Source organism: Brevibacillus parabrevis (assembly GCF_022701015.1).
In the GTDB taxonomy this organism is placed as follows: domain Bacteria; phylum Bacillota; class Bacilli; order Brevibacillales; family Brevibacillaceae; genus Brevibacillus; species Brevibacillus parabrevis.
Genome location: NZ_CP064090.1, coordinates 1,366,781 through 1,389,511, shown reverse-complemented (window position 1 = coordinate 1,389,511; position 22,731 = coordinate 1,366,781). Strand labels below are relative to the sequence as shown.

Annotated in this window: 20 protein-coding genes; 2 read left to right on the top strand and 18 right to left on the bottom strand. The window is 52.4% G+C overall.

The features are described from left to right. Positions 1-29: 29 nt before the first annotated feature. From IRJ17_RS06605 to IRJ17_RS06560, 10 genes are all read right to left on the bottom strand, one after another. Positions 30-1,487 (bottom strand): cryptochrome/photolyase family protein, encoded by a 1,458-nt coding sequence (locus IRJ17_RS06605; RefSeq protein WP_242773900.1) that lies wholly within the window; start codon positions 1,485-1,487, stop codon positions 30-32. A 92-nt stretch (positions 1,488-1,579) separates the two neighbouring features. Next, positions 1,580-1,780: a 50S ribosomal protein L31 gene (rpmE, locus tag IRJ17_RS06600; protein ID WP_005827805.1), complete on the bottom strand. Its 201-nt coding sequence runs from the start codon at positions 1,778-1,780 to the stop codon at positions 1,580-1,582. Positions 1,781-1,884: 104 nt separating this feature from the next. After that, positions 1,885-3,150 carry a radical SAM family protein gene (locus IRJ17_RS06595; protein ID WP_173596359.1) on the bottom strand — a complete coding sequence of 422 codons (1,266 nt, stop codon included), beginning with the start codon at positions 3,148-3,150 and terminating at the stop codon, positions 1,885-1,887. Between the two features lie 70 nt (positions 3,151-3,220). After that, positions 3,221-4,123 (bottom strand): M23 family metallopeptidase, encoded by a 903-nt coding sequence (locus IRJ17_RS06590; protein WP_242773887.1) that lies wholly within the window; start codon positions 4,121-4,123, stop codon positions 3,221-3,223. A gap of 69 nt (positions 4,124-4,192) precedes the next feature. Continuing rightward, a complete protein-coding gene (gene rho, locus IRJ17_RS06585) occupies positions 4,193-5,473 on the bottom strand; it encodes a transcription termination factor Rho (protein ID WP_063228969.1) in 1,281 nt (426 codons plus the stop codon). 53 nt (positions 5,474-5,526) lie between these two features. Further along, positions 5,527-6,489 carry a class II fructose-bisphosphatase gene (gene glpX, locus IRJ17_RS06580; RefSeq protein WP_063228968.1) on the bottom strand — a complete coding sequence of 321 codons (963 nt, stop codon included), beginning with the start codon at positions 6,487-6,489 and terminating at the stop codon, positions 5,527-5,529. Between the two features lie 28 nt (positions 6,490-6,517). Next, positions 6,518-7,801: a UDP-N-acetylglucosamine 1-carboxyvinyltransferase gene (locus tag IRJ17_RS06575; RefSeq protein ID WP_122962573.1), complete on the bottom strand. Its 1,284-nt coding sequence runs from the start codon at positions 7,799-7,801 to the stop codon at positions 6,518-6,520. Positions 7,802-7,880: 79 nt separating this feature from the next. Next, positions 7,881-8,525 (bottom strand): fructose-6-phosphate aldolase, encoded by a 645-nt coding sequence (gene fsa / locus IRJ17_RS06570; protein WP_122962572.1) that lies wholly within the window; start codon positions 8,523-8,525, stop codon positions 7,881-7,883. A gap of 14 nt (positions 8,526-8,539) precedes the next feature. After that, positions 8,540-9,394: a class II fructose-1,6-bisphosphate aldolase gene (fba, locus tag IRJ17_RS06565; RefSeq protein WP_063228965.1), complete on the bottom strand. Its 855-nt coding sequence runs from the start codon at positions 9,392-9,394 to the stop codon at positions 8,540-8,542. Positions 9,395-9,497: 103 nt separating this feature from the next. Next, entirely contained in the window at positions 9,498-9,872 is a 375-nt protein-coding gene (locus IRJ17_RS06560) for a response regulator (protein ID WP_023555166.1), read from the bottom strand. A gap of 168 nt (positions 9,873-10,040) precedes the next feature. Here IRJ17_RS06560 and IRJ17_RS06555 point away from each other — a divergent pair, with 168 nt between their 5' ends. Continuing rightward, a complete protein-coding gene (locus IRJ17_RS06555; protein ID WP_063228964.1) occupies positions 10,041-10,835 on the top strand; it encodes a lipid II flippase Amj family protein in 795 nt (264 codons plus the stop codon). Positions 10,836-10,893: 58 nt separating this feature from the next. Here IRJ17_RS06555 and IRJ17_RS06550 read toward each other — a convergent pair whose 3' ends face one another. Then, complete coding sequence (locus IRJ17_RS06550) at positions 10,894-12,495, bottom strand: CTP synthase (protein WP_122962571.1); 1,602 nt, start codon at positions 12,493-12,495, stop codon at positions 10,894-10,896. Positions 12,496-12,703: 208 nt separating this feature from the next. After that, on the bottom strand, positions 12,704-13,258 hold the full coding sequence (gene rpoE / locus IRJ17_RS06545) for a DNA-directed RNA polymerase subunit delta (protein WP_122962570.1): 555 nt from the start codon (positions 13,256-13,258) through the stop codon (positions 12,704-12,706). 240 nt (positions 13,259-13,498) lie between these two features. On the opposite strand from rpoE, the gene IRJ17_RS06540 reads away from it, so the two are divergent. Then, positions 13,499-14,041 carry a DUF1572 family protein gene (locus IRJ17_RS06540; RefSeq protein WP_242773884.1) on the top strand — a complete coding sequence of 181 codons (543 nt, stop codon included), beginning with the start codon at positions 13,499-13,501 and terminating at the stop codon, positions 14,039-14,041. Between the two features lie 74 nt (positions 14,042-14,115). Here IRJ17_RS06540 and icmF read toward each other — a convergent pair whose 3' ends face one another. From icmF to IRJ17_RS06510, 6 genes are all read right to left on the bottom strand, one after another. Beyond that, positions 14,116-17,367, bottom strand: coding sequence for a fused isobutyryl-CoA mutase/GTPase IcmF (gene icmF, locus IRJ17_RS06535; protein WP_122962566.1), 3,252 nt, complete (start codon positions 17,365-17,367; stop codon positions 14,116-14,118). Between the two features lie 33 nt (positions 17,368-17,400). Beyond that, positions 17,401-18,033 (bottom strand): TetR/AcrR family transcriptional regulator, encoded by a 633-nt coding sequence (locus IRJ17_RS06530; protein WP_063228957.1) that lies wholly within the window; start codon positions 18,031-18,033, stop codon positions 17,401-17,403. A gap of 205 nt (positions 18,034-18,238) precedes the next feature. Further along, the gene (locus tag IRJ17_RS06525) at positions 18,239-19,381 is read right to left on the bottom strand and encodes an acyl-CoA dehydrogenase (RefSeq protein ID WP_242773881.1); all 1,143 of its coding nucleotides are present in this window, start codon (positions 19,379-19,381) and stop codon (positions 18,239-18,241) included. A gap of 72 nt (positions 19,382-19,453) precedes the next feature. Then, entirely contained in the window at positions 19,454-20,596 is a 1,143-nt protein-coding gene (locus IRJ17_RS06520; RefSeq protein ID WP_173596356.1) for an acyl-CoA dehydrogenase, read from the bottom strand. A gap of 31 nt (positions 20,597-20,627) precedes the next feature. Then, positions 20,628-21,479, bottom strand: coding sequence for a 3-hydroxybutyryl-CoA dehydrogenase (locus tag IRJ17_RS06515; protein ID WP_063228954.1), 852 nt, complete (start codon positions 21,477-21,479; stop codon positions 20,628-20,630). Between the two features lie 12 nt (positions 21,480-21,491). After that, positions 21,492-22,670, bottom strand: coding sequence for an acetyl-CoA C-acetyltransferase (locus IRJ17_RS06510; RefSeq protein WP_173596355.1), 1,179 nt, complete (start codon positions 22,668-22,670; stop codon positions 21,492-21,494). Positions 22,671-22,731: the final 61 nt, after the last annotated feature.

The window sequence follows — 22,731 nt, the reverse complement described above, 5'->3', positions numbered from 1 at the left end:
TCTCTATCTCCCTTTTGCCTAGAACTGATTCATTTTCGCGTCCTGGCGTAGCTGTCTTTCGCCTCTTGAAACAACGACATCGCCAGCTTCCGTCTGCTCGCATGATCGACACAAGGAACAGGATAATCCAGGCCGAGCCTGCATCCCGCCTGCTCCTGCACATGCTCAGGCATCTCCCAAGGCTTATGGATATATTGTAGAGGGACTTCGCTTAGAACGGGAAGATATTTTTTGACAAAAGTCCCGTCCGGATCGAATTTCTCGCCTTGCGCAACTGGATTGAAAATGCGAAAGTACGGCTGCGGGTCCGTCCCGGTAGAAGCGCTCCATTGCCAGCCGCCGATATTGGCCGCCTCGTCGAAGTCGACAAGCTGCTTCGCAAAATAGCGCATCCCCCACCGCCAATCCACCAGCAAATCCTTGGTCAAAAAAGAAGCCGCAATCATGCGCAGGCGGTTATGCATCCAGCCTGTTTCGTTCAGTTGCTTCATCGCTGCATCGACGATCGGATAGCCCGTCTCCCCGTTGCACCAAGCCGAAAACAGCGCTTTGTCATTTTCCCAGGCGACCGCTTCAAACTGCGGCAAAAACGCGTGATCGGTCGTGTGCGGGTGATGATACAGCACTTGCTGATAAAACTCTCTCCAGACAAGCTCCGTGACAAACGCTTCCACGGAGGCGACTTCTTCTCCCCTGGCTTCCTCCATGGCCTCCAGCGCCTGGTGATACACCGTACGAATCGACAACGTGCCTGCATTCAAGGCAAAAGACAAGTGCGAAGTCGCATCCAGTCCGGGGAAATCGCGCCGTTCTTTATATCGATGCACAGCTTCGTGCATAAATTGCTGCAATCGCTCGCGAGCTGTCCACTCTCCAAACAGAGCCGTCGCCCATTCACTGCCAACGGGACGTTTGCGCCCAAAAGCTTCGACCAAAGGAGCCGATTCCCCTGGCAAATCGGCCAGTCCCTCATACATTCGCCATGATGTCGGCTGCGGAAAAGGGCGGTCTTTCGGAAGGGTGAGCCACACCCGTTTATAAGGAGTAAACACCGCATACGGCGTCCGCTGCTTGGTTAAAATGTCGCCTGGCTCATGCATGAGCAAATCTTTGCAAGCATGAACGTACATGCCTTGCCGCTCCAAAGCTTCCGTTACAGTCGCATCGCGTTTTCGCGCTTCGGGAGTGTATGCGCGATTGTAAAAGACTTTGTCTGCCCCCGTCTCGCGAGCGACCTGACAAAGCACGTCAGCCGGATTCCCCCGGCGAATCAGGAGCCTCCCGCCAACTTCTTGCAAGCTGCCCGCCAGGTTGTCCACAGCCGATAAAAACGCATGCGATCGCTTGTCTGCAACAGCGTCAGGCTGGCAAAAGGCATCGTCCATAATGAACAACGGGACAACCGGTTCGCCCGTAAGCGCTGCCATATGTAAAGCCGCGTGGTCGTGCAAACGCAGATCGCGCCGAAACCAGATGATGGCTGTCATCGATTGCCCCCCTTGCTGTCCGCGATAATTTTGTTCCAGAAAAAGACAAAACCAGGCAGATTGCTCTACCTGGTTGCTCCAATCCCGTCTGATTAGGACAGATTGTATTTGCGTTTGAAACGGTCTACACGGCCGCCAGCATCCACGAATTTTTGTTTTCCAGTGAAGAAAGGATGGCAGTTGGAGCAGATCTCCACTTTCAACGCTTGTTTCACGGAACCGGATTCAAATTCGTTACCGCATGCACATGTAACAGTTACTACGTTGTACTTAGGATGAATACCTTGTTTCATCTCACTACACCTCTTTCCGCCCTGAATCGTTTGCCGAAACAGAGTTATATAAACACATAAAAGATAGTAGCATGCTGTCAGCTGAAATGCAACAGGTTGACCGATCAGGCCATGTTTTTCCTGCGGCGCAGTTCTGCCGGCGGAATGTGCGTAAACGATCCGATTACGACATCCGGCAGTTCTTCCTGATAAATCTCAATCGCCTGCTTCATTCCGAAGACTTCGCCCTGCGCTTTTGGAATCATCGCCAGGTAGCTTTCCGGATCGATGTTCAGGTTGCGCATTTGAATCAGCTTGATTCCCGTCCGGCGAATGAAGTTGATCATCGCTTCCATCTCTTCTTCGCGGTCGAACACGCCCGGGAAGCACAAGTAGTTGATCGAGGTGTACACGCCCTTGGAAGCAGCGTATTCGGCCGATCGGGCTACATTTTCCAGCGTGTAGTTGCGCGGACGATAGTAAGCGTTGTAATGCTCGTCAATCGCACTGATAATGCTGACACGCATCAAGTCCAGTCCGGCGTCCACAATCCCTTTGATGTGATCGGTCAAGCCAGCATTGGTATTGATGTTGATGAAGCCCATGTCTGTCGTCTCCCGCACACGACGCATGGCTGGCACAATAATTCCTGCCATGGTGGACGGCTCGCCCTCGCAGCCTTGACCGAAGCTGATGATGCTTTCCGGTGTTTGCAGGTGGTGCAGCATCACTTCGACCAGCTCGTCCTCTGTCGGCTTGAAGTTCATCCGTGTCTGTGGAGACGGGAAGCCGCTGTCGTCAGGTTGCTCGGAAATACAGCCATAGCAACCCGCATTACAGGTGTAGGAGACAGGCAGACTGCCTTCCCAGCGGTTGAAAAAGTTATTGGAGGCGGTCAAGCACTCGTACTCCAGCGCACAGTGAGACAGGTGATTCAAAATCCGGTTTTGCGGAAACAGCTCCAACGTCTTTTCCACACGCTGTCTCAGCTCATCCATCGGGAAATTGAGCGGGTCCCATTTGTAAATATCGTCACTCGCTCTGCCTGCCACCCAAAAACGATTGTCTTTCCACACCACTGCCGAATAGCCGAACAGCGGCAGCTTGCTCTCCCGGTTTGTTTTCACATAGCCAGGCAGCAAAAGACGGGTAATTCCTTGTGGAACAAGCGCTCCAACCGCTGTACAGCCGTCGAGCTTGATCATTTCGCCCGTATCGGGGTCCATCCCGATCGGCACCGTATCTGGCAAACTGACCAACGTCGCTCCTTCCGGCAGCGGAATCAGTTCTTCTTCCAGAATTTCTGTCAATATATCGCCGTTGCGCGCCACCGAGAACAATCCCGGGTGGTCGTAAACATTGCCGTTTTCATCTGCGTATACTAAATACATGGGAAAATCGCCTCGCTTCTTTGCTTTGCCCATTGTAACGCATTGAAAAAGCAATGTAAATTGTGAAGGGTTACCTGCCGAGATACGGGAGCGGGTTGATCGGCACATCGTCCTGTCTGACTTCAAAGTGCAGGTGATACCCGGTCGAATCGCCCGTCTGACCCATGTAGCCGAGGACGTCGCCCGCTTCTACGCTTTGGCCGGACGTGACCAAAATCGTCCGCATATGGGCGTAAAAAGTTTGCAAACCGTCTCCGTGGTCCAGTACGACCATCCGCCCGTACCCGGATCGATTGGCGCCCGCCTCGACCACCTTCCCTGCTTTCGCTGCCAAAATCGGCGTTTTGGCCTCCTGCTCGTTCCACAAATCCACACCTTTGTGCACCTTGCCCCAGCGTGTTCCGAAGCCGCTTGTAATCGTCGCTCCCTCTACAGGCCAATCCATTCGGCCGCGAATCCGCGCCACTACTTGCCTGCTTGCCGCCTGGGTGGTGTTCCGCTTTTGCTGCAGCTCTTCTGCCTGCATCGGCGGCCCTCCGGCAACAGGAATGTACACAACCTGTCCCACATACAGGTTGTCCGACAGCCATTTTAACAGCGGATTGCGATCCAGCAACAATTCCTTGCTGACTCCATACCTTCTTGCTATGTAATTGATCGTCTCTCCTTGCTTCACCATATGGGTCACTTCATCTTTGGCAATAACCAGCTTCATCCCGACCGAAAGCAAGCCCGGGTTGCTGATTTGATTCGTCTCTACCAGCTTTTTCAGCGTAAGGCCATACCGCTCGGCAATTCCAGACAGAGTGTCTCCTTCGCGGACAGAGTACACCATCGCATTGCTTTTAGCCGAAGGCGCTTGCTTGGTCAAACCTGCGTAAGGATTGAACGCTTGAAACAGCGCTTGCTCCACGACAACCTTTTTCGCTTCAACCTGGCTCTCAATGGGCGCAGGAACATGCACATACTCCACAGATTCTCTCCTCCTTTTTCCTCCAACTCTCTTACGGTATGCAAAACAGGCAAAAAAAATGACGGCGAGTCATGAACTCACCGTCGTGCCAGCAGCTTTTCCCCGTCCTTGTTGCTTCGTTTCCAGGGTCTGCAAAAATTCTTCGTTTGTCTTCGTGTCCGCAAGCTTCTTGATGAACGAGTCGACAAATTCGTTCGTTTCGTTCATGTTCTTGCGGATCATCCACAGCTTATCCAGCTCTTCTTTGGTCAGCAGCAGTTCCTCGCGACGCGTTCCCGAACGGCGAATGTCGATCGCCGGGAAAATGCGGCGTTCAGCCAGCTTGCGATCCAGATGAAGCTCCATGTTGCCCGTTCCTTTGAACTCCTCATAGATCACATCGTCCATGCGCGAGCCTGTCTCGACCAAAGCTGTAGCCAAAATCGTCAGGCTGCCGCCTTCTTCGATATTGCGTGCCGAACCGAAAAAGCGCTTGGGACGGTGGAACGCAGCCGGATCGATACCGCCGGACAATGTACGGCCGCTTGGCGGAATCACCAAGTTGTAGGCGCGTGCGAGCCGGGTAATGGAATCCAGCAGGATCACAACATCTTTTTTGTGTTCGACCAAACGTTTTGCCCGCTCCAGCACAAGCTCTGCCACTTTGATGTGATTTTCCGGCAGCTCGTCAAAAGTCGAAGCTACCACTTCTCCCTTGACGGAACGTTGCATATCGGTTACCTCTTCCGGACGCTCGTCGATGAGCAAAACAAACAGATGAATATCCGGCCGGCTTTCCGTGATACTGTTGGCAATCTCTTTCAGCAGCATGGTTTTACCCGCTTTCGGCGGGGCGACGATCAATCCACGCTGTCCGAGTCCAACAGGGGCAAGAAGATCCATCAGGCGGGTGGAAACTCGCTCTGGCGCAGTTTCCAGCACTAGCTTGGTTTGAGGATACAGCGGTGTTAAAGCGGGGAAATGCAGACGCTCCGAAGCAGTCTCAGGGTCTTCTCCGTTCACTGCCTCTACTTGCAACAACCCAAAGTAACGCTCGTTTTCTTTTGGCGGCCTCGCCTTGCCCGACACCACATCCCCCATGCGCAGATCAAAACGGCGAATCTGCGACTGGGAGATGTAGATGTCTTCCGAGCTTGGGAGATAGTTGATCGGACGGAGGAAGCCGTAGCCCTCCGGCAAGATTTCCAGCACGCCCTCCATAAACATCAGGCCATCCCGCTCTGCCCGTGCCCGAAGTATCGCGAAGATCAATTCCTTCTTCTTCAGCTGGGAGTAATACGGGATGTGGTACTCTTTGGCCAGTTTATAGAGATCGGTCAGTTTCTTCTCTTCTAGTTCAGAAAGTAACATACATCCACCACTCTTTATTTACTCTTGAAAGTTCATCTGTCTAAACTCGTTTCTTACAAGCCGAGTGAAGGCTTGCGTTCCAGGCGGTGGTTCCCTTCGATGAAGCGTACCGTTCCCGTTTTTGCACGCATAACAACAGAATGCGTCGTGGCACGGGTTCCTTGAAAACGAACCCCTTTCAGCAATTCGCCATCTGTTACGCCAGTTGCTGCAAAAATGGCGTCGTCACCCTTGACCAAATCATCCATGAACAATACTTGGTGCGGGTTGGTCAGCCCCATTTTGACACAACGTTGAATTTCTTCTTCGCTTTGCGGCAGCAGCTTGCCCTGGATTTCTCCTCCGAGGCATTTCAAGGCAACCGCAGCCAGCACGCCCTCTGGCGCTCCGCCAGAACCGAACAAAATGTCTACACCCGTATCAGGGAATGCCGTATTGATCGCCGCAGCCACATCGCCGTCCGAAATGAGGCGGATGCGCGCGCCAGCCTCGCGAATTTCGTGAATGATGCGGGAATGGCGGTCACGGTCGAGGACAATCGCGACCAGGTCGCTGATATCTTTGCCTTGTGCCGCGGCTACTGCTTTCAGGTTGTCGCGGATCGGAGCGTTGATGTCTACTTTCCCGACCGCTTTTGGCCCTACTGCCATTTTCTCCATATACATGTCAGGAGCATGCAGCAAATTTCCGCGATCGGCAATGGCAATGACAGAAATAGCGCCCCATGTCCCTTTCGCGAGAATATTGGTTCCTTCCAACGGGTCGACAGCCACATCTACCGCTGGCGCTACTCCTTGACCGAGGCGCTCGCCGATATAAAGCATCGGAGCTTCGTCCATTTCGCCTTCCCCGATTACAACTACGCCATCCATCGGAACTTTTTCAAATTCCTTGCGCATGGCAGTCGTTGCCGCATCGTCAGCCTCATCTTTTCGTCCTAACCCCATCCAACTGGCGGAAGCCAAAGCAGCCGCTTCGGTTACACGCACCAGTTCCAGTGTCAAACTGCGCTCCATTCTGGAAGACTCCTCTCCTGATGATTGGTTAACGTTGTGGGCTTTCCGTGTGCTGCAAGCCTACCCGAATCACGTCGGCACCGAGCGTTTGCAGCTTGCCCACCAAATTTTCATAACCACGGTCGATATGCTCAAGACCTTCCAGCTCGGTCGTGCCGCTCGTTGCCAACCCGGCGATAAACAGCGCCGCTCCTGCCCGCAGATCAGAAGCCACGACTTTCGCTCCGTTCAGCTTGCTGCCGCCTTCGATCACAGCCGAGCGTCCTTCTACCTTCAGTGTCGCCCCCATGCGCCGCAATTCATCCACATGGCGAAAACGCGAGCTGTAAATATTGTCTGTGACGATGCTCGATCCTTTGGCAAGAGTCAGAAGCGTCGTGATCGGCTGCTGCAAGTCTGTAGGAAAACCCGGATACGGACTTGTCTTCACATCGATAGAACGGTAAGAATCCCGGCCCATCACCTGAATGCAATCGTCCATTTCCATCACTTGTGCGCCAATCTCACGCAACTTGGCGGTCAGCGACTCCAGATGCTTCGGAATCACGTTTTCCACCAGCACGTTGCCATTCGTAGCCGCTGCCGCGATCATGTAGGTGCCGGCTTCAATCCGGTCCGGAATAATCGTATGACGGCAACCCCGCAGACGCTCCACGCCCTGGACGCGTATGACGTCCGTACCCGCGCCTTTGATGTTTGCTCCCATATTGTTGAGCAGAGTCGCCACATCGACGATCTCCGGCTCACGGGCAGCGTTTTCAATAATGGTCACGCCATCTGCCTTGGAGGCAGCAAGCATGATGTTGATCGTAGCTCCTACGCTGACGAGATCAAGGTATATTCTCGCACCTTGCAGACGACCGCGCTTGGCCCGGATGGTCATCACGCCGTTTTTGTTCTCGACCTCGGCGCCCATCGCTTCAAAGCCTTTGATATGCAAATCGACAGGTCTTGGCCCCAAATCGCATCCGCCAGGCAATCCTACCTGTGCCTCTCCGAATTTGGCGAGCAAGGCTCCCCACAAATAGTAAGAGGCGCGCAGCTTTTTGATTCTGCCGTTAGGCATGAGCATCAGCTTCATCAAGCGCCCGTCGATTTCCATCCAGTCTTCTTCGAACAGCACGTCAGCTCCCATTTCCCGCAGGAGCTCGTGATAGATATCTACATCCTGAATACGGGGCAGATTTTCAATAACAACAGGTCCATCCGCCAACAATGCGGCAGGAATCAGTGCGACTGCGCTGTTTTTTGCTCCGCTGATGGTCACCGTTCCCGCTAGCGGTTTTCCACCATTGATGATCAGCTTATCCATGCATCGCTCTCCTCAGGTGTAATCGGGAAAGAAGCACCTTCCCCAATGAGAAAGGTGCTTGAACTTTCGGTACGTGTCCTTATTTTTGCATGCTTGCCCAGTCAGCGAGGAACTTCTCCAAACCGCTGTCTGTCAATGGGTGAGCAATCAGTTGCTTGAATACTTTTGCCGGAATGGTAGCGAAGTGCGAACCACGGCGAGCGGCTTCTGTCACATGAACAGGGTGACGAACAGATGCTGCGATGATTTCCGTATCGATGCCATGCACAGAGAAAATCTCTGCGATGTCTTCGATCAGCTGCATGCCGTCTTGGCCGATATCGTCCAGACGTCCCAGGAACGGAGACACGAAGCTTGCACCTGCGCGAGCAGCAAGCAGCGCTTGGTTAGCGGAAAACACCAGCGTTACGTTCGTTCTGATCTTGCGCTTGGCAAAATACTTGGTTGCCTTCAGACCTTCAGCCGTCATCGGCAGCTTGATCACGATGTTTTTGGAGAGAGAAGCCAGCTTTTCGCCTTCTTCAATCATCCCTTTGGCATCGGTGCTGATGACTTCCGCACTGATCGGTCCATCTACGATATCGATGATCTCTTTGAGGGTTTCGACAAAGTCACGACCTTCTTTTGCAACAAGAGAAGGGTTCGTCGTTACTCCAGCCAAAACGCCCCATTCGTGAATCTCGCGAATTTCATCTACATTTGCCGTATCAATCAAAAAACGCATGATTATCCTCCTAGTTACGCGCGGTTGCTACTTCCGAACAGGCGCATTTTTCCTTTTACGACTTCCTTGATCGCATCGCGAGCAGGACCCAGGTATTTGCGCGGATCGATTTCGTTAGGTTTCGCAGCCAACGCTTTGCGAACCGTTTCGGTGCATGCGACTTGGCTTTCTGTATTTACGTTGATTTTTCCTACGCCCAGTCTGATCGATTCCACAATCGCATCGTCTGGTACGCCGGAACCACCGTGCAGCACGATTGGCGCTCCGATGTTGCTTGCTACTTTTTCGATAATGTCGTAGCGAATTTTTGGCACGCCTTTGTACATGCCGTGAGCTGTTCCCACTGCAATGGCTACGTAGTCTACTTTTGTTTCTTCCCAGAAGCGGATCGCTTCTTCCGGATTCGCCAGAGTAGCGTCTTCCTCGTCAACAGACAGGTCGTCCTCTACCCCGCCGATGGTACCGAGTTCACCTTCTACAGAAACGCCTACAGCGTGAGCAGCCTCAACAACCTGTTTGGTCAAGCGAAGGTTATCTTCAAACGAATGGTGGGAACCATCGAACATAACCGAAGAAAATCCTGCGCGAATGCACTTCATGACAATGTCAAAGTTGCTGCCGTGATCCAGGTGCAGCGCAACAGGTACTCCTGCGCGTTCTGCCGCCACTTTTGCAATGGCTACCGTGTAATCAAGACCCATGTATTTAAGCGCTCCCTCGGAAACACCAAAAATCACAGGCGATTTTTCTTCCATCGCAGCTTCCGTAATCGCTTGAGTAAACTCGAGATTGTTCAGGTTAAATTGTCCGACGGCGTATTTATGCAATTTGACGTCTTCGGTAAAAGCGGTCATAGGTACCAGTGGCATTTGGGAAATCCTCCTCTGCTAACTTCAATCACGTGGCTTATTATATCACAGACAGGCGTATGTTAACAGGTACGCTTGTCCCCACGAAGACTTGTCCAAAGCACTAGCAGGCAAGCTGCTGCTGAACAGCCATTCGCAATTCGTCGATATCAAACGGTTTGGTGAAATGGGTAAGCGCTCCCAGTTGCGTCGCTTCCTTGATCATGTCCAGTTCGCCATAAGCGGTCATCATGATTACCTTGATTTCCTGATTGATCTTCTTGATATGCTTCAAAATCTCAATCCCGTCCATGCCTGGAATCTTCATGTCGAGAATGACCAGATCAGGCGATTCTTTTTCCACAATCTCCAGGGCCATCTTCCCGTTTGCAGCCTGGAATGTTTTGTATCCCTCTTTGCCCAGTACCTCGTACAACAAAATGCGAATCCCATACTGGTCATCGACAACCAGTACCTTTTTATCATGTTTGTCGAACACGGTTACTCCCCCCTGACGAATCCATTTCCTTAATTAATTATGGTTTCGCCTAAAATCAGGAAACTCCTGCCCGTTTTGCGCTTCGTCTATTGAAAATTTCCCGCAGTGTCCATTTCGAGTATAATTAGGAATACCATTTTTGCACTACGCAAGGAGCCAAAAAACAAGATGGATGCGCTCTGGTTGATTTGCCTGTTAACGTTTGTTATCCATACGACAGAGACACTTTCCTACGCCATTCGCTTCGCTGGCGTACAAACAGGGAGAATCGCGGTCGCCCTGTCGCTTGTCGGCATTACGCTGCTTCTCTCCCGCACCTCCAACCTGATCCAAGGTCCGTTCACTGGCGGATTGATGGATCAGGCTGCCATGCTGCACACCGATCCGAGCTGGCAGCTGCATTTGATTATCGTCGCCTCCTCGGTAGGGACGCTGGCAGCCATCGTGCTGTTTCCTACGTTTGTCCAAATTTCCAAGCGGGTGATTTCCCATCTGGAATTGGCCGGCTCGATCCCGCAAATGCTGCGCACAGCCGTCACGGTAGACAGCATCCGCCGCGTCCGGCACCACGTGCGAATCCCGAGTTGGCAAGGCATCTCCCGCTTTCGCATCAAAGGCATCCCCAAACGCCTTTTGCTGCTCAACTGCCTGGGGACAGCCATCTATACCAGCAGCGTGCTCTCCGTGCTGTATGCAACCCTTTTGACGCCTGACTACAAAGCAACCGTACTGATGTCTTCCGGCATGATCAACGGCTTTGCCACGATCTTCATGACCATTCTGGTCGACCCGCAGGTTGCCCTTTTGACCGAGAAGGCCATGCAGGGAAAAGCGACGCAGGAGTCCATTCGCGACATGTATTTGTGGCTGATGATTTCCCGCTTTTTCGGAACCGTTCTGGCGCAGCTTCTGCTTGTTCCCGCCGCTTATTGGGTAGCCTGGCTATCGCCGCTCTTTCATTGAAAACAGAAAAGACGCGCCGACGATTGATTTCGCCGGGGCGTCTTTTTTATGCAAACATTTATCGATTCAGGTTCAGGGAAGCTTTGACGAAGTCGCGGAACAATGGTTGCGGACGGTTCGGACGGGAAGTGAACTCCGGATGGAACTGGGTAGCCACATACCAAGGATGGTCTGGAACTTCCACGATTTCCACCAGGCGGCCATCCGGCGACGTACCTGCAAAGCGCAGGCCCAATTGAGCCAGTTGCTCGCGATATTCGTTGTTGACTTCATAACGGTGACGGTGGCGCTCATACACCAGTGTGCTGCCGTAAGCAGCTTCAGTCAGCGTGCCTTCTTCCACTTTGGAAGGTCCGATGCCAAGACGCATGGTTCCGCCTTTGTCCTCGATTTCCTTTTGTTCTGGCAAAAGGTCGATAACTGGATAAGCTGTTTCCGGGTTGATCTCGGAGCTGTTGGCACCATCCATGCCTGCCACGTGACGGGCAAACTCGATAACCGCGATTTGCATACCGAGGCAAATTCCGAGGAACGGCACCTTGTTTTCGCGAGCGTAACGGGTAGCGATGATTTTTCCTTCGATGCCGCGATCGCCGAAGCCGCCTGGCACCAGCACGCCGTTCACATCGCCCAGCATCTCGGCTACGTTTTCAGGCGTAACTTCTTCTGCGTGCACCCATTTGATTTCCACTTTGGAATCATTCGCATAACCGCCGTGGTACAGCGCTTCTGCTACAGACAAATAAGCGTCGTGCAGCTCTACGTATTTCCCGACGATCGCAATAGTGGTGGTCTTGGACAAGTTTTTGATTTTGCCAACCAGCGATTTCCACTCCGTCATGTCTGCTTCCTGGCAAGCCAGACCGAGATGGCGGCACACGTAGTCATCCAGACCTTGGGCTTGCAGTTGCAGCGGAACATCGTACAGTGTCTCGGCGTCTACGCACTCCACAACCGCGTTTTTGTCGATGTCACAGAACAGCGCCAGCTTGTCCTTCATTTCTTGTGTCATAGGCTGTTCGGTACGAGTTACGATAACGGTTGGCTGGATGCCCAGGCTGCGCAGTTCTTTCACGCTGTGTTGGGTTGGCTTTGTTTTCATTTCGCCAGCTGCCTTGATGTAAGGAACAAGAGTCACGTGAATGTACATGACGTTTTCACGGCCAATGTCGCTCTTGATTTGACGAATCGCTTCCAGGAACGGCAAGCTCTCGATATCCCCTACAGTTCCACCGATCTCGGTAATGACCACATCGGCTCCTGTTTCACGGCCAGCGCGGAAAATGCGGTCTTTGATCTCGTTGGTGATGTGCGGAATCACTTGAACAGTTCCACCCAGATAGTCTCCACGACGTTCTTTGGCGATGACGGTTGAGTAGATTTTTCCAGTCGTTACGTTGGAGTTCGCGCTCAGGTTGATGTCGATAAAGCGCTCATAGTGTCCCAGGTCCAGGTCGGTTTCCGCTCCATCATCCGTTACGAACACTTCACCATGTTGATACGGGCTCATTGTCCCTGGGTCAACGTTGATGTACGGATCGCACTTCTGGATCGTTACCTTCAAGCCCCTATTTTTCAGGAGTCGGCCCAGAGAAGCCGCTGTAATTCCTTTTCCCAACGAGGATACGACCCCGCCTGTCACAAAAATATACTTCGTCATCGTTAACGTCCCCTCTTTCCCTAACCCTTTAGTAGTAGTAAAAAACGTATGAAGACGGCTCCCAAAAAAAGAAAAACAAAAGCGAGTCCTATCCCTTCATGCAATGGGGTAGGGGCACTTTTGTTTTATAGTTTCCCTTATTTAATCCTTCTTCATGTGAAGCCCAAGGAGTATTTTATCTGTCCCTCAAGCGGAAGTCAAGGACTTATCACTTATCCTCTTCATCTTCCAACTCTTCGTCAGCTTCCTCTTCTTCAAGCTCCTCGTCGAACAGCTCGTCTTCCTCTTCTTCGAGCTCCTCTTCGTCGATTTCAGCATCGATCTCTTCATCCTCGATCTCTGCATCCTCATCAACAAATTCTTCTTCGTCTTCGAAAATGACAACATCGTCGTCTTCGTAATCCTCAACCACTTCGTCTTCGGTGTCGTAATCGTCGAAGTCGTCCTCGAGGATAATTTTTTTCTTTTTGGTTCCGCCGCCTTCTTGCGTCTCTTCAACTGTGTCAGTCGGGTACCAGCGCTTCAATCCCCACACGTTGTCGCCAAGGCATACAAAACGGCCGTCAATGTTAATTTCTGTGTATACTTGCGCGATGATTGCCATGAGTTGTTCGTTTGTCATGTTACGAACGGTAACCAGTTCATCCATCAGCTCGCGGAAGTTGTAAGTGCGGTTGGTTTCACGCAAAATTTCATACGCAATATCAACCAACGCCATCTCGCTCAGTTTCTCGGGATCAATATGAGCAAACAATTGACTCACCCAGGGCACGTCCTTTCCATTAGAAAACTATTGGGTTCAATACCGACCTCGCCCTTTTCTGGTGGACGCAGGCTTTGCATAGGCAATACATAAATGAAGTCCATTTCCTTTTTCGCATGTCGTTCAACATACGAAGGCTAACATACAGTATTCCTTATTTTAGCCGAAAATGCAAGGCTTTCAAACAAGGTGTAACCATTTTCATGTAAGATCAAATAGATAAAGAAAGGAGTGAAGCGAATGGAATGGGCACAGGAGTTTCTTTCATGTACGACAGACAAGTTTTTCGATGTGAAAAAACTCGGGGAAAAGACGATCGAACAGCTCTCCCTGGAGCAGCTTCAGCAAGCACCTTCCAGCGAGTCCAACAGCATTGCAATCATCGTCAAACATCTGTCAGGCAACATGGTAGCCAGATGGACCGATCTGTTCGGAAGCGATGGCGAAAAACCCGGCCGCAATCGCGACCAGGAATTTGAAGGCGGCTTCGCTACGAAAGAGGACCTGATCGCCCGTTGGGAGACAGGCTGGCAAGTTCTGTTTGCCGCTCTGGCCGCGCTTTCGCATGACGACCTGATGAAAACAGTCACGATCCGAAACGAGCCTCACTCCGTCATGAAAGCCATCCAGCGTCAGCTCTCTCACTACTCCTACCACGTCGGACAAATCGTTTACCTCGGGAAACAGTTGCAAAACGAGCATTGGGTGAGTTTGAGTATTCCCCGCGGGAGATCGGTTGAGTATAACCAAGAAGTTTTTCGGCGGCATTCTAGTGAGGGGTAGACCATAACAACCAAAACAAGGACCGCCTCTATACAAAGGTGGCCCTTGTTTCGTTTTGCGCTCCAAACTTGCCGCTACATGTTTCTCCGATACTGACCGCCGACTTCATACAAAGCGGCGCTGATCTGTCCGAGCGAAGCGACCTTCACCGTTTCCATCAGTTCGGCGAAGATGTTTTCGCCCGCCATCGCTACTTCCTGCAAACGGCGCAACGCCTGTGGAGCTACATCGCGATGGCGCTCCTGGAACGCTCTCAGGTTGATGATTTGCTGTTCTTTTTCTTCCTCGGTCGCCCGCGCCAGTTCGATCTCGTAGTCGTCCTCGGAAGCGTTCGGATTGATGAAAGTATTCACGCCAATAATCGGCAGCTCGCCTGTGTGCTTTTTCATCTCGTAATACATCGATTCATCCTGGATTTTGCCGCGCTGGTACTGCGTCTCCATCGCTCCCAGCACGCCGCCGCGAGAACTGATCCGTTCAAATTCCTGCATCACGGACTCTTCGACCAGATCCGTCAGCTCCTCAATAATAAACGCGCCTTGCAACGGGTTTTCATTTTTCGCGAGGCCCATTTCCTTGTTGATGATCATCTGGATCGCCATAGCCCGGCGTACAGAGTTCTCTGTCGGGGTCGTAATCGCCTCGTCGTAGGCATTGGTATGCAGCGAATTGCAGTTGTCGTAAATCGCAATCAGCGCTTGCAGCGTCGTTCTGATATCGTTGAAATCCATCTCCTGCGCGTGCAAGGAGCGTCCGGATGTTTGAATGTGATATTTCAGCTTTTGGCTGCGTTCATTCCCGCCGTAGCGGTTTTTCATCACGGTTGCCCAGATGCGGCGAGCGACCCGGCCGATGACCGTATACTCGGGGTCCAGTCCATTGGAAAAGAAGAACGACAGATTCGGCGCAAAGTCATCAATGTGCATGCCTCTGCTCAAGTAATACTCCACATACGTAAACCCGTTCGCCAGCGTAAACGCCAGCTGGGTAATCGGATTCGCCCCCGCCTCCGCGATATGGTAGCCGGAAATCGACACGGAGTAGTAGTTGCGCACCTTTTGATCGATGAAATACTGCTGGATGTCGCCCATCATTCGCAGCGCAAATTCAGTCGAGAAGATACATGTGTTTTGTCCCTGATCTTCTTTCAAAATATCCGCTTGGACCGTGCCGCGAACCGTCGACAGCGTATACGCCTTGATTTGTTTGGCTTCTTCCTCGGTAGGCTGGCGCCCTTCCTTTTGGACAAACTTCTCGATCTGCTGCTCGATGGCCGTATTCATGAACATCGCCAAAATCATCGGAGCAGGACCGTTGATCGTCATCGAAACCGATGTGCTCGGCGCACACAAGTCGAAGCCGGCATACAGCTTTTTCATGTCGTCGAGCGTGCAGATGCTCACGCCGCTCGTTCCGATTTTCCCGTAAATATCCGGACGATAATCCGGATCTTCCCCATACAAGGTCACCGAGTCAAAAGCCGTACTCAGCCGCTTCGCTTCGTCATTTTGGGACAAGAAGTGAAAACGGCGGTTCGTGCGCTCAGGCGTGCCTTCGCCCGCAAATTGCCGCTTTGGATCTTCTCCCTCGCGTTTGAACGGAAATACCCCAGCTGTATAAGGGAACTCGCCTGGTACGTTTTCCTTCAGCGACCATTTCAAAATCTCGCCCCAGTCATGGAAGTCCGGCACGGCTACTTTCGAAATGCGCGTACCTGACAGCGATTCGCTGAACAGCTTCGTGACGATTTCCTTGTCGCGAATGCGAGTGACAAACTGGTCCTGTCTGTACGCTTCCTTGAGCTTGGGCCAGTTGTCGAGCACTTTGCGGCATTCGGGATGAAGCTTTTCCTCGAACAGCTTGATTTGCTTGTCGAGTACCGCGATCAATTCGGTTACTGCTTCGTCCTTCGCTGCAAGCAGCGTTTCCTTGGCGCCGTGCAGCTGATACAGCTTGCGGGCGATAGCGGACTGCTCATCGGTGTACGCCTGGTATTGGCGGACCGTATTCGCAATCTCTTGCAAATAGTTGATTCTTTCTGTCGGAATCAACGAAGTTTTGTGAATTTTTACAGGAGTAGTATCCAAATTCTCAACAGACCAGTCCACATTCGTCTTTTGCACAATTTTATGCATCAGAGCAGCAAACAGCACATTTGTGCCCGGATCGTTGAACTGGCTGGCAATCGTACCGTAAACCGGGACTTGCTCGTCAGGCAAATCGAATAGCTGATGATTGCGACGATACTGCTTCCGCACTTCCCGCAAAGCATCTTCCGAGCCTTTGCGTTCGAACTTGTTGATCGCGATCACGTCCGCAAAATCGAGCATGTCGATCTTTTCCAACTGCGATGGCGCACCAAATTCACTGGTCATGACGTACATGGAAACATCGCACACTTCCGTCACCTGCGCATCGCCCTGACCGATCCCGCTCGTCTCCACGATGATCAAGTCAAATTGTGCGGCACGCGTTACTTGAATGGCATCTTTCAACGCCGCCGACAGCTCCATGCCTGACTTTCGCGTCGCCAAACTGCGCATGTAGACGCGTGGCGTGTTGTTGGCATTCATCCGTATCCGGTCGCCCAACAACGCTCCACCCGATTTTTGCTTGGATGGATCGACAGACAGAATCGCGACTGTTTTTTCCGGATACGTACGGATAAAGCGGCGAACAAGCTCATCCGTCAGCGAGCTTTTTCCGGCTCCACCTGTACCTGTGATCCCGAGCACCGGAATCGACTCTGGGGCTTCCAGCACGCTTGCTTGCAACGGTTCCTTCCACTCCGGCTGATCCACCGCATACTCCGCGACAGAGATCAGTCGGGCGACAGCCTTGTGATTCTGCTCGCGCAAGCCCTTTACTTCGTCTTCCAACTGTTTGACGGTCGGAAAATCGCTGTTTCTGATCATGTCGTTGATCATGCCTTGCAAGCCCAAACGCCTGCCGTCATCCGGCGAGTAAATTTTACAGACGCCGTATTCCTCCAGCTCGCGAATCTCGCGTGGAACGATTACTCCACCGCCGCCCCCGAAGACACGGATATGCTCCGCTCCCCGCTCGCGCAAAAGATCAATCACGTATTTGAAATATTCCACATGGCCGCCCTGATAAGAGCTGATGGCAATGCCCTGCACATCCTCCTGGATGGCAGCAGTCACGATGTCATCGACCGAGCGATTGTGACCAAGATGGATCACTTCCACTCCCGATGACTGCAAAATACGGCGCATGATATTGATCGAGGCGTCGTGACCGTCATACAAGCTGGCAGCGGTCACAAAACGCACCTTGTTTTGCGGACGATACACTTCGGTTTCCATCGTTCCACTCTCCCCGAGATTCAAGTAAATGACTTAGTCGGAGACACTGATTTCACGAAGCAACAGCGTAATCTGCTTTTCGGTGAACTCCTCCAACGTATAGTGCTTGTGCAGAGCCCAGCGACGGAACACCCACATTTCGCCCAGCACCATGATATTGTCAGCCATCAGCTTGACATGCTTCTCATCAATGCGCAGCGAACCGTCGGCAATTCCTTTTTGCAGGATCTCCACAAAAATTTGGGCAATCTCTTCTTCACGTCCGAGAACGTAACGAAGCGTTTCTTTCGGCAGCGACTTCGACTCCTGATAAATGAGCAGGACGCGGTCGCTCATCTGATCCATCACGCGGATCAAGCTTTTGAGTGCGAGCTTCAAAATTTTCAAGCCTGTGCCGTTAAAATTGATCGCTTCGCGCAAACGCGTCTCCATCTCGGCATGAATCGCATCGCAAACGAGATAAAGCACGTCTTCCTTCGATTCGATGTACTCGTACAAGGTGCCGATACTGAACCCGGAAGCCCGGGCGATCTCCCTCGTCGTCGTTTTGTGAAAACCTTTATTAATGAAGAGATGAACGGCAGCTTCAATAATCTGCTCCCGGCGTTTTTCAATCAACTTCGGGTCCTTTACCAAGGACGGTATGGTTTTTCTTCTTTCGGACACAACAAATCCACCCTTCCAACCGACTGAGCGTTTAGTCAGACACTTTCAGGAAAAGAAAGGCGCAAACGCTCATTGACGATCTTTTCGCAAACAATTATACGCGAGTAAGAGCGCAAAGCCAAACCTTTCTTTTCCACAGGCCTTATCAAAAAATCTTTTTGCGTTCAGCTAGTTGGAACAATCGTGGTTGTCGGTAATGATTTCTCTATTCTTTTAGCAGGTAGTTGCTGATTACCACGCGCTGGATTTCATTGGTGCCCTCATAAATTTGCGTGATTTTCGCATCCCTCATGAAGCGCTCGACAGGGTACTCACGGGTGTAGCCGTACCCGCCAAATACTTGCACCGCTTCGGTCGTAACCTCCATCGCGATATCGCCCGCAAATACTTTGGACATGGCGGATGCTTTTCCGTAAGGCAGGCCCTGGTCTTCCAGCCATGCAGCCTGGTACGTGAGCAAGCGAGCGGCTTCGATTTTGGTTGCCATGTCAGCCAGCTTGAACTGGATAGCTTGCAAGGACGCGATCGGCTTCCCGAACTGGTTGCGTTCTTTGGCATAAGCAAGCGCGTGCTCGAATGCTCCCTGCGCGATGCCAACCGCTTGGGCAGCGATTCCGTTTCGTCCGCCGTCCAGCGTCATCATGGCGATTTTGAAGCCTTGGCCTTCCTCGCCGAGCCTATTCTCTACAGGAACTCGTACATCTTCAAAATTCACCGCCAAAGTTGGCGAGGAACGAATGCCCAGCTTTTTCTCCTTTTTGCCCATCGTGAAGCCGGCCATGCCTTTTTCCACGATGAAGGCGGTAACTCCCTTGTGTTTCAGCTCAGGGCTGGTTACGGCAAAAACGATGTAAATCTCTGCTTCACCCGCATTGGTGATGAAAATTTTGCTGCCGTTCAAAATGTAGTGGTCGCCATCGCGCACAGCAGTTGTACGCATTCCTGCGGAGTCGGAGCCTGAGCCTGGCTCAGTCAAACAGTAAGCTCCCATTTTTTTGCCTTCTGCCAATGGACGCAAAAACTTTTGTTTCTGCTCTTCTGTGCCAAACTTGTAAATCGGCCAGCTTGCCAGCGATACTTGCGCGGACAAAGTCACGCCGATCGACGCATCCACACGGGAGAGTTCTTCGACTGCTATGACGTAGCTCAAGTAGTCCGCGCCAGCGCCTCCGTATTCTTCCGGCCAAGGGATGCCCGTCAAGCCAAGCTCTGCCATCTGTTCAAAAATGGATCTGTCGAAGCGCTCTTCCTCATCGCGCTCGGCTGCTGTCGGAGCCACCTGGTTTTCTGCGAAATCGCGGATCATTTTACGCATCATGTCATGTTCTTCCGTGAGCTGGAAATTCATTTTTTTCACTCCCCCATGTGTTTTCGCCTGTTTTAGTCAGCCCAGTAACCGGGCGGCACAAAAGGCTTTTATTTAGTCAGCAAGCAAATGCTTGGCGATTACGATTCGTTGAATTTCGTTGGTACCCTCATAAATCTGCGTAACTTTGGCATCCCGGAACAGACGCTCAACCGGATATTCTCTGGTGTAGCCGTACCCGCCAAACACTTGTACCGCTTCTGTCGCCAGCTCCATCGCCGTATCCGTAGCGAACCGTTTTGCCATCGACGCTTCCATGCCGCAGGCGATTCCCTGGCTGCGCAGTGATGCTGCGCGATACACCAACAGTCTCGCTGCTTCCGCTTTTGTCGCCATGTCCGCGAGCTTGAACCCGATAGCTTGTTGCTTGGCGATCGGTTGTCCGAACTGCTTGCGTTCTTTTGCGTACTCTGTCGCGTAATGGACAGCAGCCTCGGCGATCCCCAACGCTTGCGCAGCGATTCCGATTCTGCCCGTGTCCAGGTTCGCCATCGCAATACAGAAGCCGTCTCCCTCTTGCCCCAACAGGTTGGCAGCAGGTACGCGAGCGTTGTCAAGCACCAGTTCAGTCGTGTAGGAGCCGTGCAGCCCCATTTTCTTTTCCTTTTTGCCGACGATAAAGCCCGGCGTATCTTTCTCCACGATGAAAGCGGAAATTCCTTTGCTTCCCTTGCTGGCATCCGTGACCGCAAAAGTGATGTACGTATCCGCTTCGCCGCCGTTTGTAATGAACACTTTGTTGCCGTTCAGGATGTATTCATCCCCGCTTCGCACCGCTGTCGTTCTGATGCTACTGGCATCGGACCCGGCATGCGGCTCGGTCAGGGCAAAAGCGCCGAGATATTCGCCACGAGCCAGCTTTGCCACGTACTTGCGCTTCTGCTCCTCCGTTCCGAAGTAAAGAATCGGATTCGTTCCTACAGAGGTGTGCACGGACAAAATGACTCCCACTGTCGCGCTCACTTTGGAAATCTCGTGAATCGCCAAAATGTAGGAGACAAAATCGGCTCCGGCGCCTCCCCATTCTTCAGCGATCGGTATTCCCATCAGCCCCATCTCGCCCATCTTTTTGAGAATCTGGCGGGGAAACTCATCCTTTTCCTCCATAACCGGAACAAACGGCGCAATTTCTTTTTGCGCAAAGTCGCGTACCATGCGGCGCATCATCTCTTGCTCATCGTTCAATCGAAAATCCATGTCCGTCCTACCTTTCTGCCGAATCCTTCAGTTAGTTGTACACGTAGAATCCTCGACCGGATTTTTTGCCTAGCCATCCCGCTTTTACGTATTTGCGAAGCAGCGGGCAAGGACGATATTTGGAATCGCCGAAGCCTTCGTGCAGCACCTCCATGATGTAGAGGCACGTATCAAGACCGATAAAGTCAGCCAACTGGAGCGGACCCATCGGATGGTTCATGCCCAGCTTCATCACTTCGTCGATCGCTTCTGGCGTTGCCACGCCCTCATACACGCAATAGATCGCTTCGTTGAGCATCGGCATCAGCACCCGATTGGACACGAAGCCCGGGAAATCATTTACGCTTACTGGCACCTTGCCCATTTGCTTCGACAAATCTTCGGTCAGCTGGTATACCTCGTCTGCTGTTTGCAGCCCGCGAATAATTTCGACCAGCTTCATCACAGGTACAGGATTCATGAAATGCATCCCGATCACTTTTTCCGGCCGCTTCGTCACTGCGGCAATTTCGGTGATGGGAAGAGAGGACGTGTTGCTCGCCAAAATCGCATGCGGCGGACATACCTCATCCAGTTTGGAAAAGATCGCTGTTTTCACCGCCATATTTTCGGTGACAGCTTCTATAACAAAATCAGCATTCGCCGCGTCTGCCAAATCGGTCGACAGGACGAGCCGGGATAAGATCGCCTGTTTGTCGTCTTCGCTCAGTTTGCCTTTTTCCACGTTGCGCGACAAGTTTTTCGTGATCGTCGCCAGACCGCGCTCCACAAACGGCTGCTGCACGTCGTTCAAATAAACGCGAAAGCCTGCCTGTGCTGCTACCTGGGCAATGCCGCTGCCCATCTGCCCTGCTCCGATGACCATTATCGTTTGTACGTTCATGTAAAAGGCCCCCTACTCCACTTTAATCAGGATAGCGTCTCCCTGTGCGGCACCGCTGCAAATCGCCGCAATCCCTAGTCCGCCACCGCGTCTTTTTAACTCGTATGCGAGGTGCATGATAATTCGTGCTCCACTCGCTCCAATCGGGTGACCGAGCGCGATCGCTCCCCCGTTTACATTTACTTTCTCGTCGTCCCAACCGACGATTTTGCCGCTGGTCAAGGTCACGGCTGCAAACGCTTCGTTCACTTCAAACAAAGCGATTTCGTCCAGCGAAACCCCTGTTTTTTCGAGCAGCTTGTTGATGGCCAGCCCTGGTGTCGTTGCAATGTAAGGCGCTTCTGCTCCTACGTGCGCATGTCCGAGAATCGTAGCGAGCGGCTTGATGCCCAGCTCCTCGGCCTTGGCATCGGACATCAGCACCATCGCTGCTGCTCCGTCATTAATGCCAGGCGCGTTGCCTGCCGTAATCGTTCCGTCCTTTTTGTAGACTGGCGGCAGTTTCGCCAGACCTTCCCTGGTCGTATCCGGGCGTGGTCCTTCGTCTTTTGTCACTTGCAGCGGCTCCCCTTTTTTCTGAGGAATGGAGACGGCTACGATCTCCTCGTCAAAAAGTCCGTTCTCGACCGCTCTCGCCGTTCTCTGCTGGCTGCGCAGCGCCCAATCGTCCTGCGCTTCACGCGATATTCCGTACTCTTCAGCCACGTTGCTGCCGTGAACAGCCATCGGCACCTGATCAAACGGACAAGTGAGGCCATCGTACATCATGAGATCGCGTACAGTCGCATCTCCCATTCTCATGCCATCACGCGCCGCCGGAAGCGCATAAGGCGCATTGCTCATGCTCTCCATGCCGCCAGCAACGATAATCTCCCCGTCGCCTGCGCGAATGATTTGGTCGCCCATCGTGACAGCCCGCATCCCGGAGGCGCACACCTTGTTGATCGTCTCGCTCGCCACGTCCCATGGCAGTCCGGCCTTGCGTGCTGCCTGCCGGGAAGGAACCTGTCCTGCTCCCGCCTGAATGACCATGCCCATGATCACTTCGTCGACTTGATCGCCGGAAATGCCGGAGCGCTCCAAAGCTTCCTTGATCACGATTGCACCGAGGTCTACCGCAGACAACGCTTTCAGGGAACCGCCAAACTTGCCAAACGGGGTACGTGCCGCCCCAACTATCACCGTTTTCATCGCATGCCCTCCATTCTTATGACCGAGCGTTCGTTCATTTTCTGCTATCTTCATTTTGCCG

Excerpts from the sequence above, each read along its gene's own strand:
- glpX (WP_063228968.1), bottom strand. The coding sequence starts at position 6,489 with ATGGAGCGCAGTTTGACACTGGAACTGGTGCGTGTAACCGAAGCGGCT.
- IRJ17_RS06550 (WP_122962571.1), bottom strand. The coding sequence starts at position 12,495 with ATGACGAAGTATATTTTTGTGACAGGCGGGGTCGTATCCTCGTTGGGA.
- IRJ17_RS06520 (WP_173596356.1), bottom strand. The coding sequence starts at position 20,596 with ATGGATTTTCGATTGAACGATGAGCAAGAGATGATGCGCCGCATGGTA.
- fsa (WP_122962572.1), bottom strand. The coding sequence starts at position 8,525 with ATGCGTTTTTTGATTGATACGGCAAATGTAGATGAAATTCGCGAGATT.
- IRJ17_RS06515 (WP_063228954.1), bottom strand. The coding sequence starts at position 21,479 with ATGAACGTACAAACGATAATGGTCATCGGAGCAGGGCAGATGGGCAGC.
- icmF (WP_122962566.1), bottom strand. The coding sequence starts at position 17,367 with ATGGAAACCGAAGTGTATCGTCCGCAAAACAAGGTGCGTTTTGTGACC.
- fba (WP_063228965.1), bottom strand. The coding sequence starts at position 9,394 with ATGCCACTGGTACCTATGACCGCTTTTACCGAAGACGTCAAATTGCAT.
- rho (WP_063228969.1), bottom strand. The coding sequence starts at position 5,473 with ATGTTACTTTCTGAACTAGAAGAGAAGAAACTGACCGATCTCTATAAA.
- IRJ17_RS06575 (WP_122962573.1), bottom strand. The coding sequence starts at position 7,801 with ATGGATAAGCTGATCATCAATGGTGGAAAACCGCTAGCGGGAACGGTG.
- IRJ17_RS06555 (WP_063228964.1), top strand. The coding sequence starts at position 10,041 with ATGGATGCGCTCTGGTTGATTTGCCTGTTAACGTTTGTTATCCATACG.
- IRJ17_RS06510 (WP_173596355.1), bottom strand. The coding sequence starts at position 22,670 with ATGAAAACGGTGATAGTTGGGGCGGCACGTACCCCGTTTGGCAAGTTT.
- rpmE (WP_005827805.1), bottom strand. The coding sequence starts at position 1,780 with ATGAAACAAGGTATTCATCCTAAGTACAACGTAGTAACTGTTACATGT.
- IRJ17_RS06605 (WP_242773900.1), bottom strand. The coding sequence starts at position 1,487 with ATGACAGCCATCATCTGGTTTCGGCGCGATCTGCGTTTGCACGACCAC.
- IRJ17_RS06595 (WP_173596359.1), bottom strand. The coding sequence starts at position 3,150 with ATGTATTTAGTATACGCAGATGAAAACGGCAATGTTTACGACCACCCG.
- IRJ17_RS06525 (WP_242773881.1), bottom strand. The coding sequence starts at position 19,381 with ATGAATTTCCAGCTCACGGAAGAACATGACATGATGCGTAAAATGATC.
- IRJ17_RS06540 (WP_242773884.1), top strand. The coding sequence starts at position 13,499 with ATGGAATGGGCACAGGAGTTTCTTTCATGTACGACAGACAAGTTTTTC.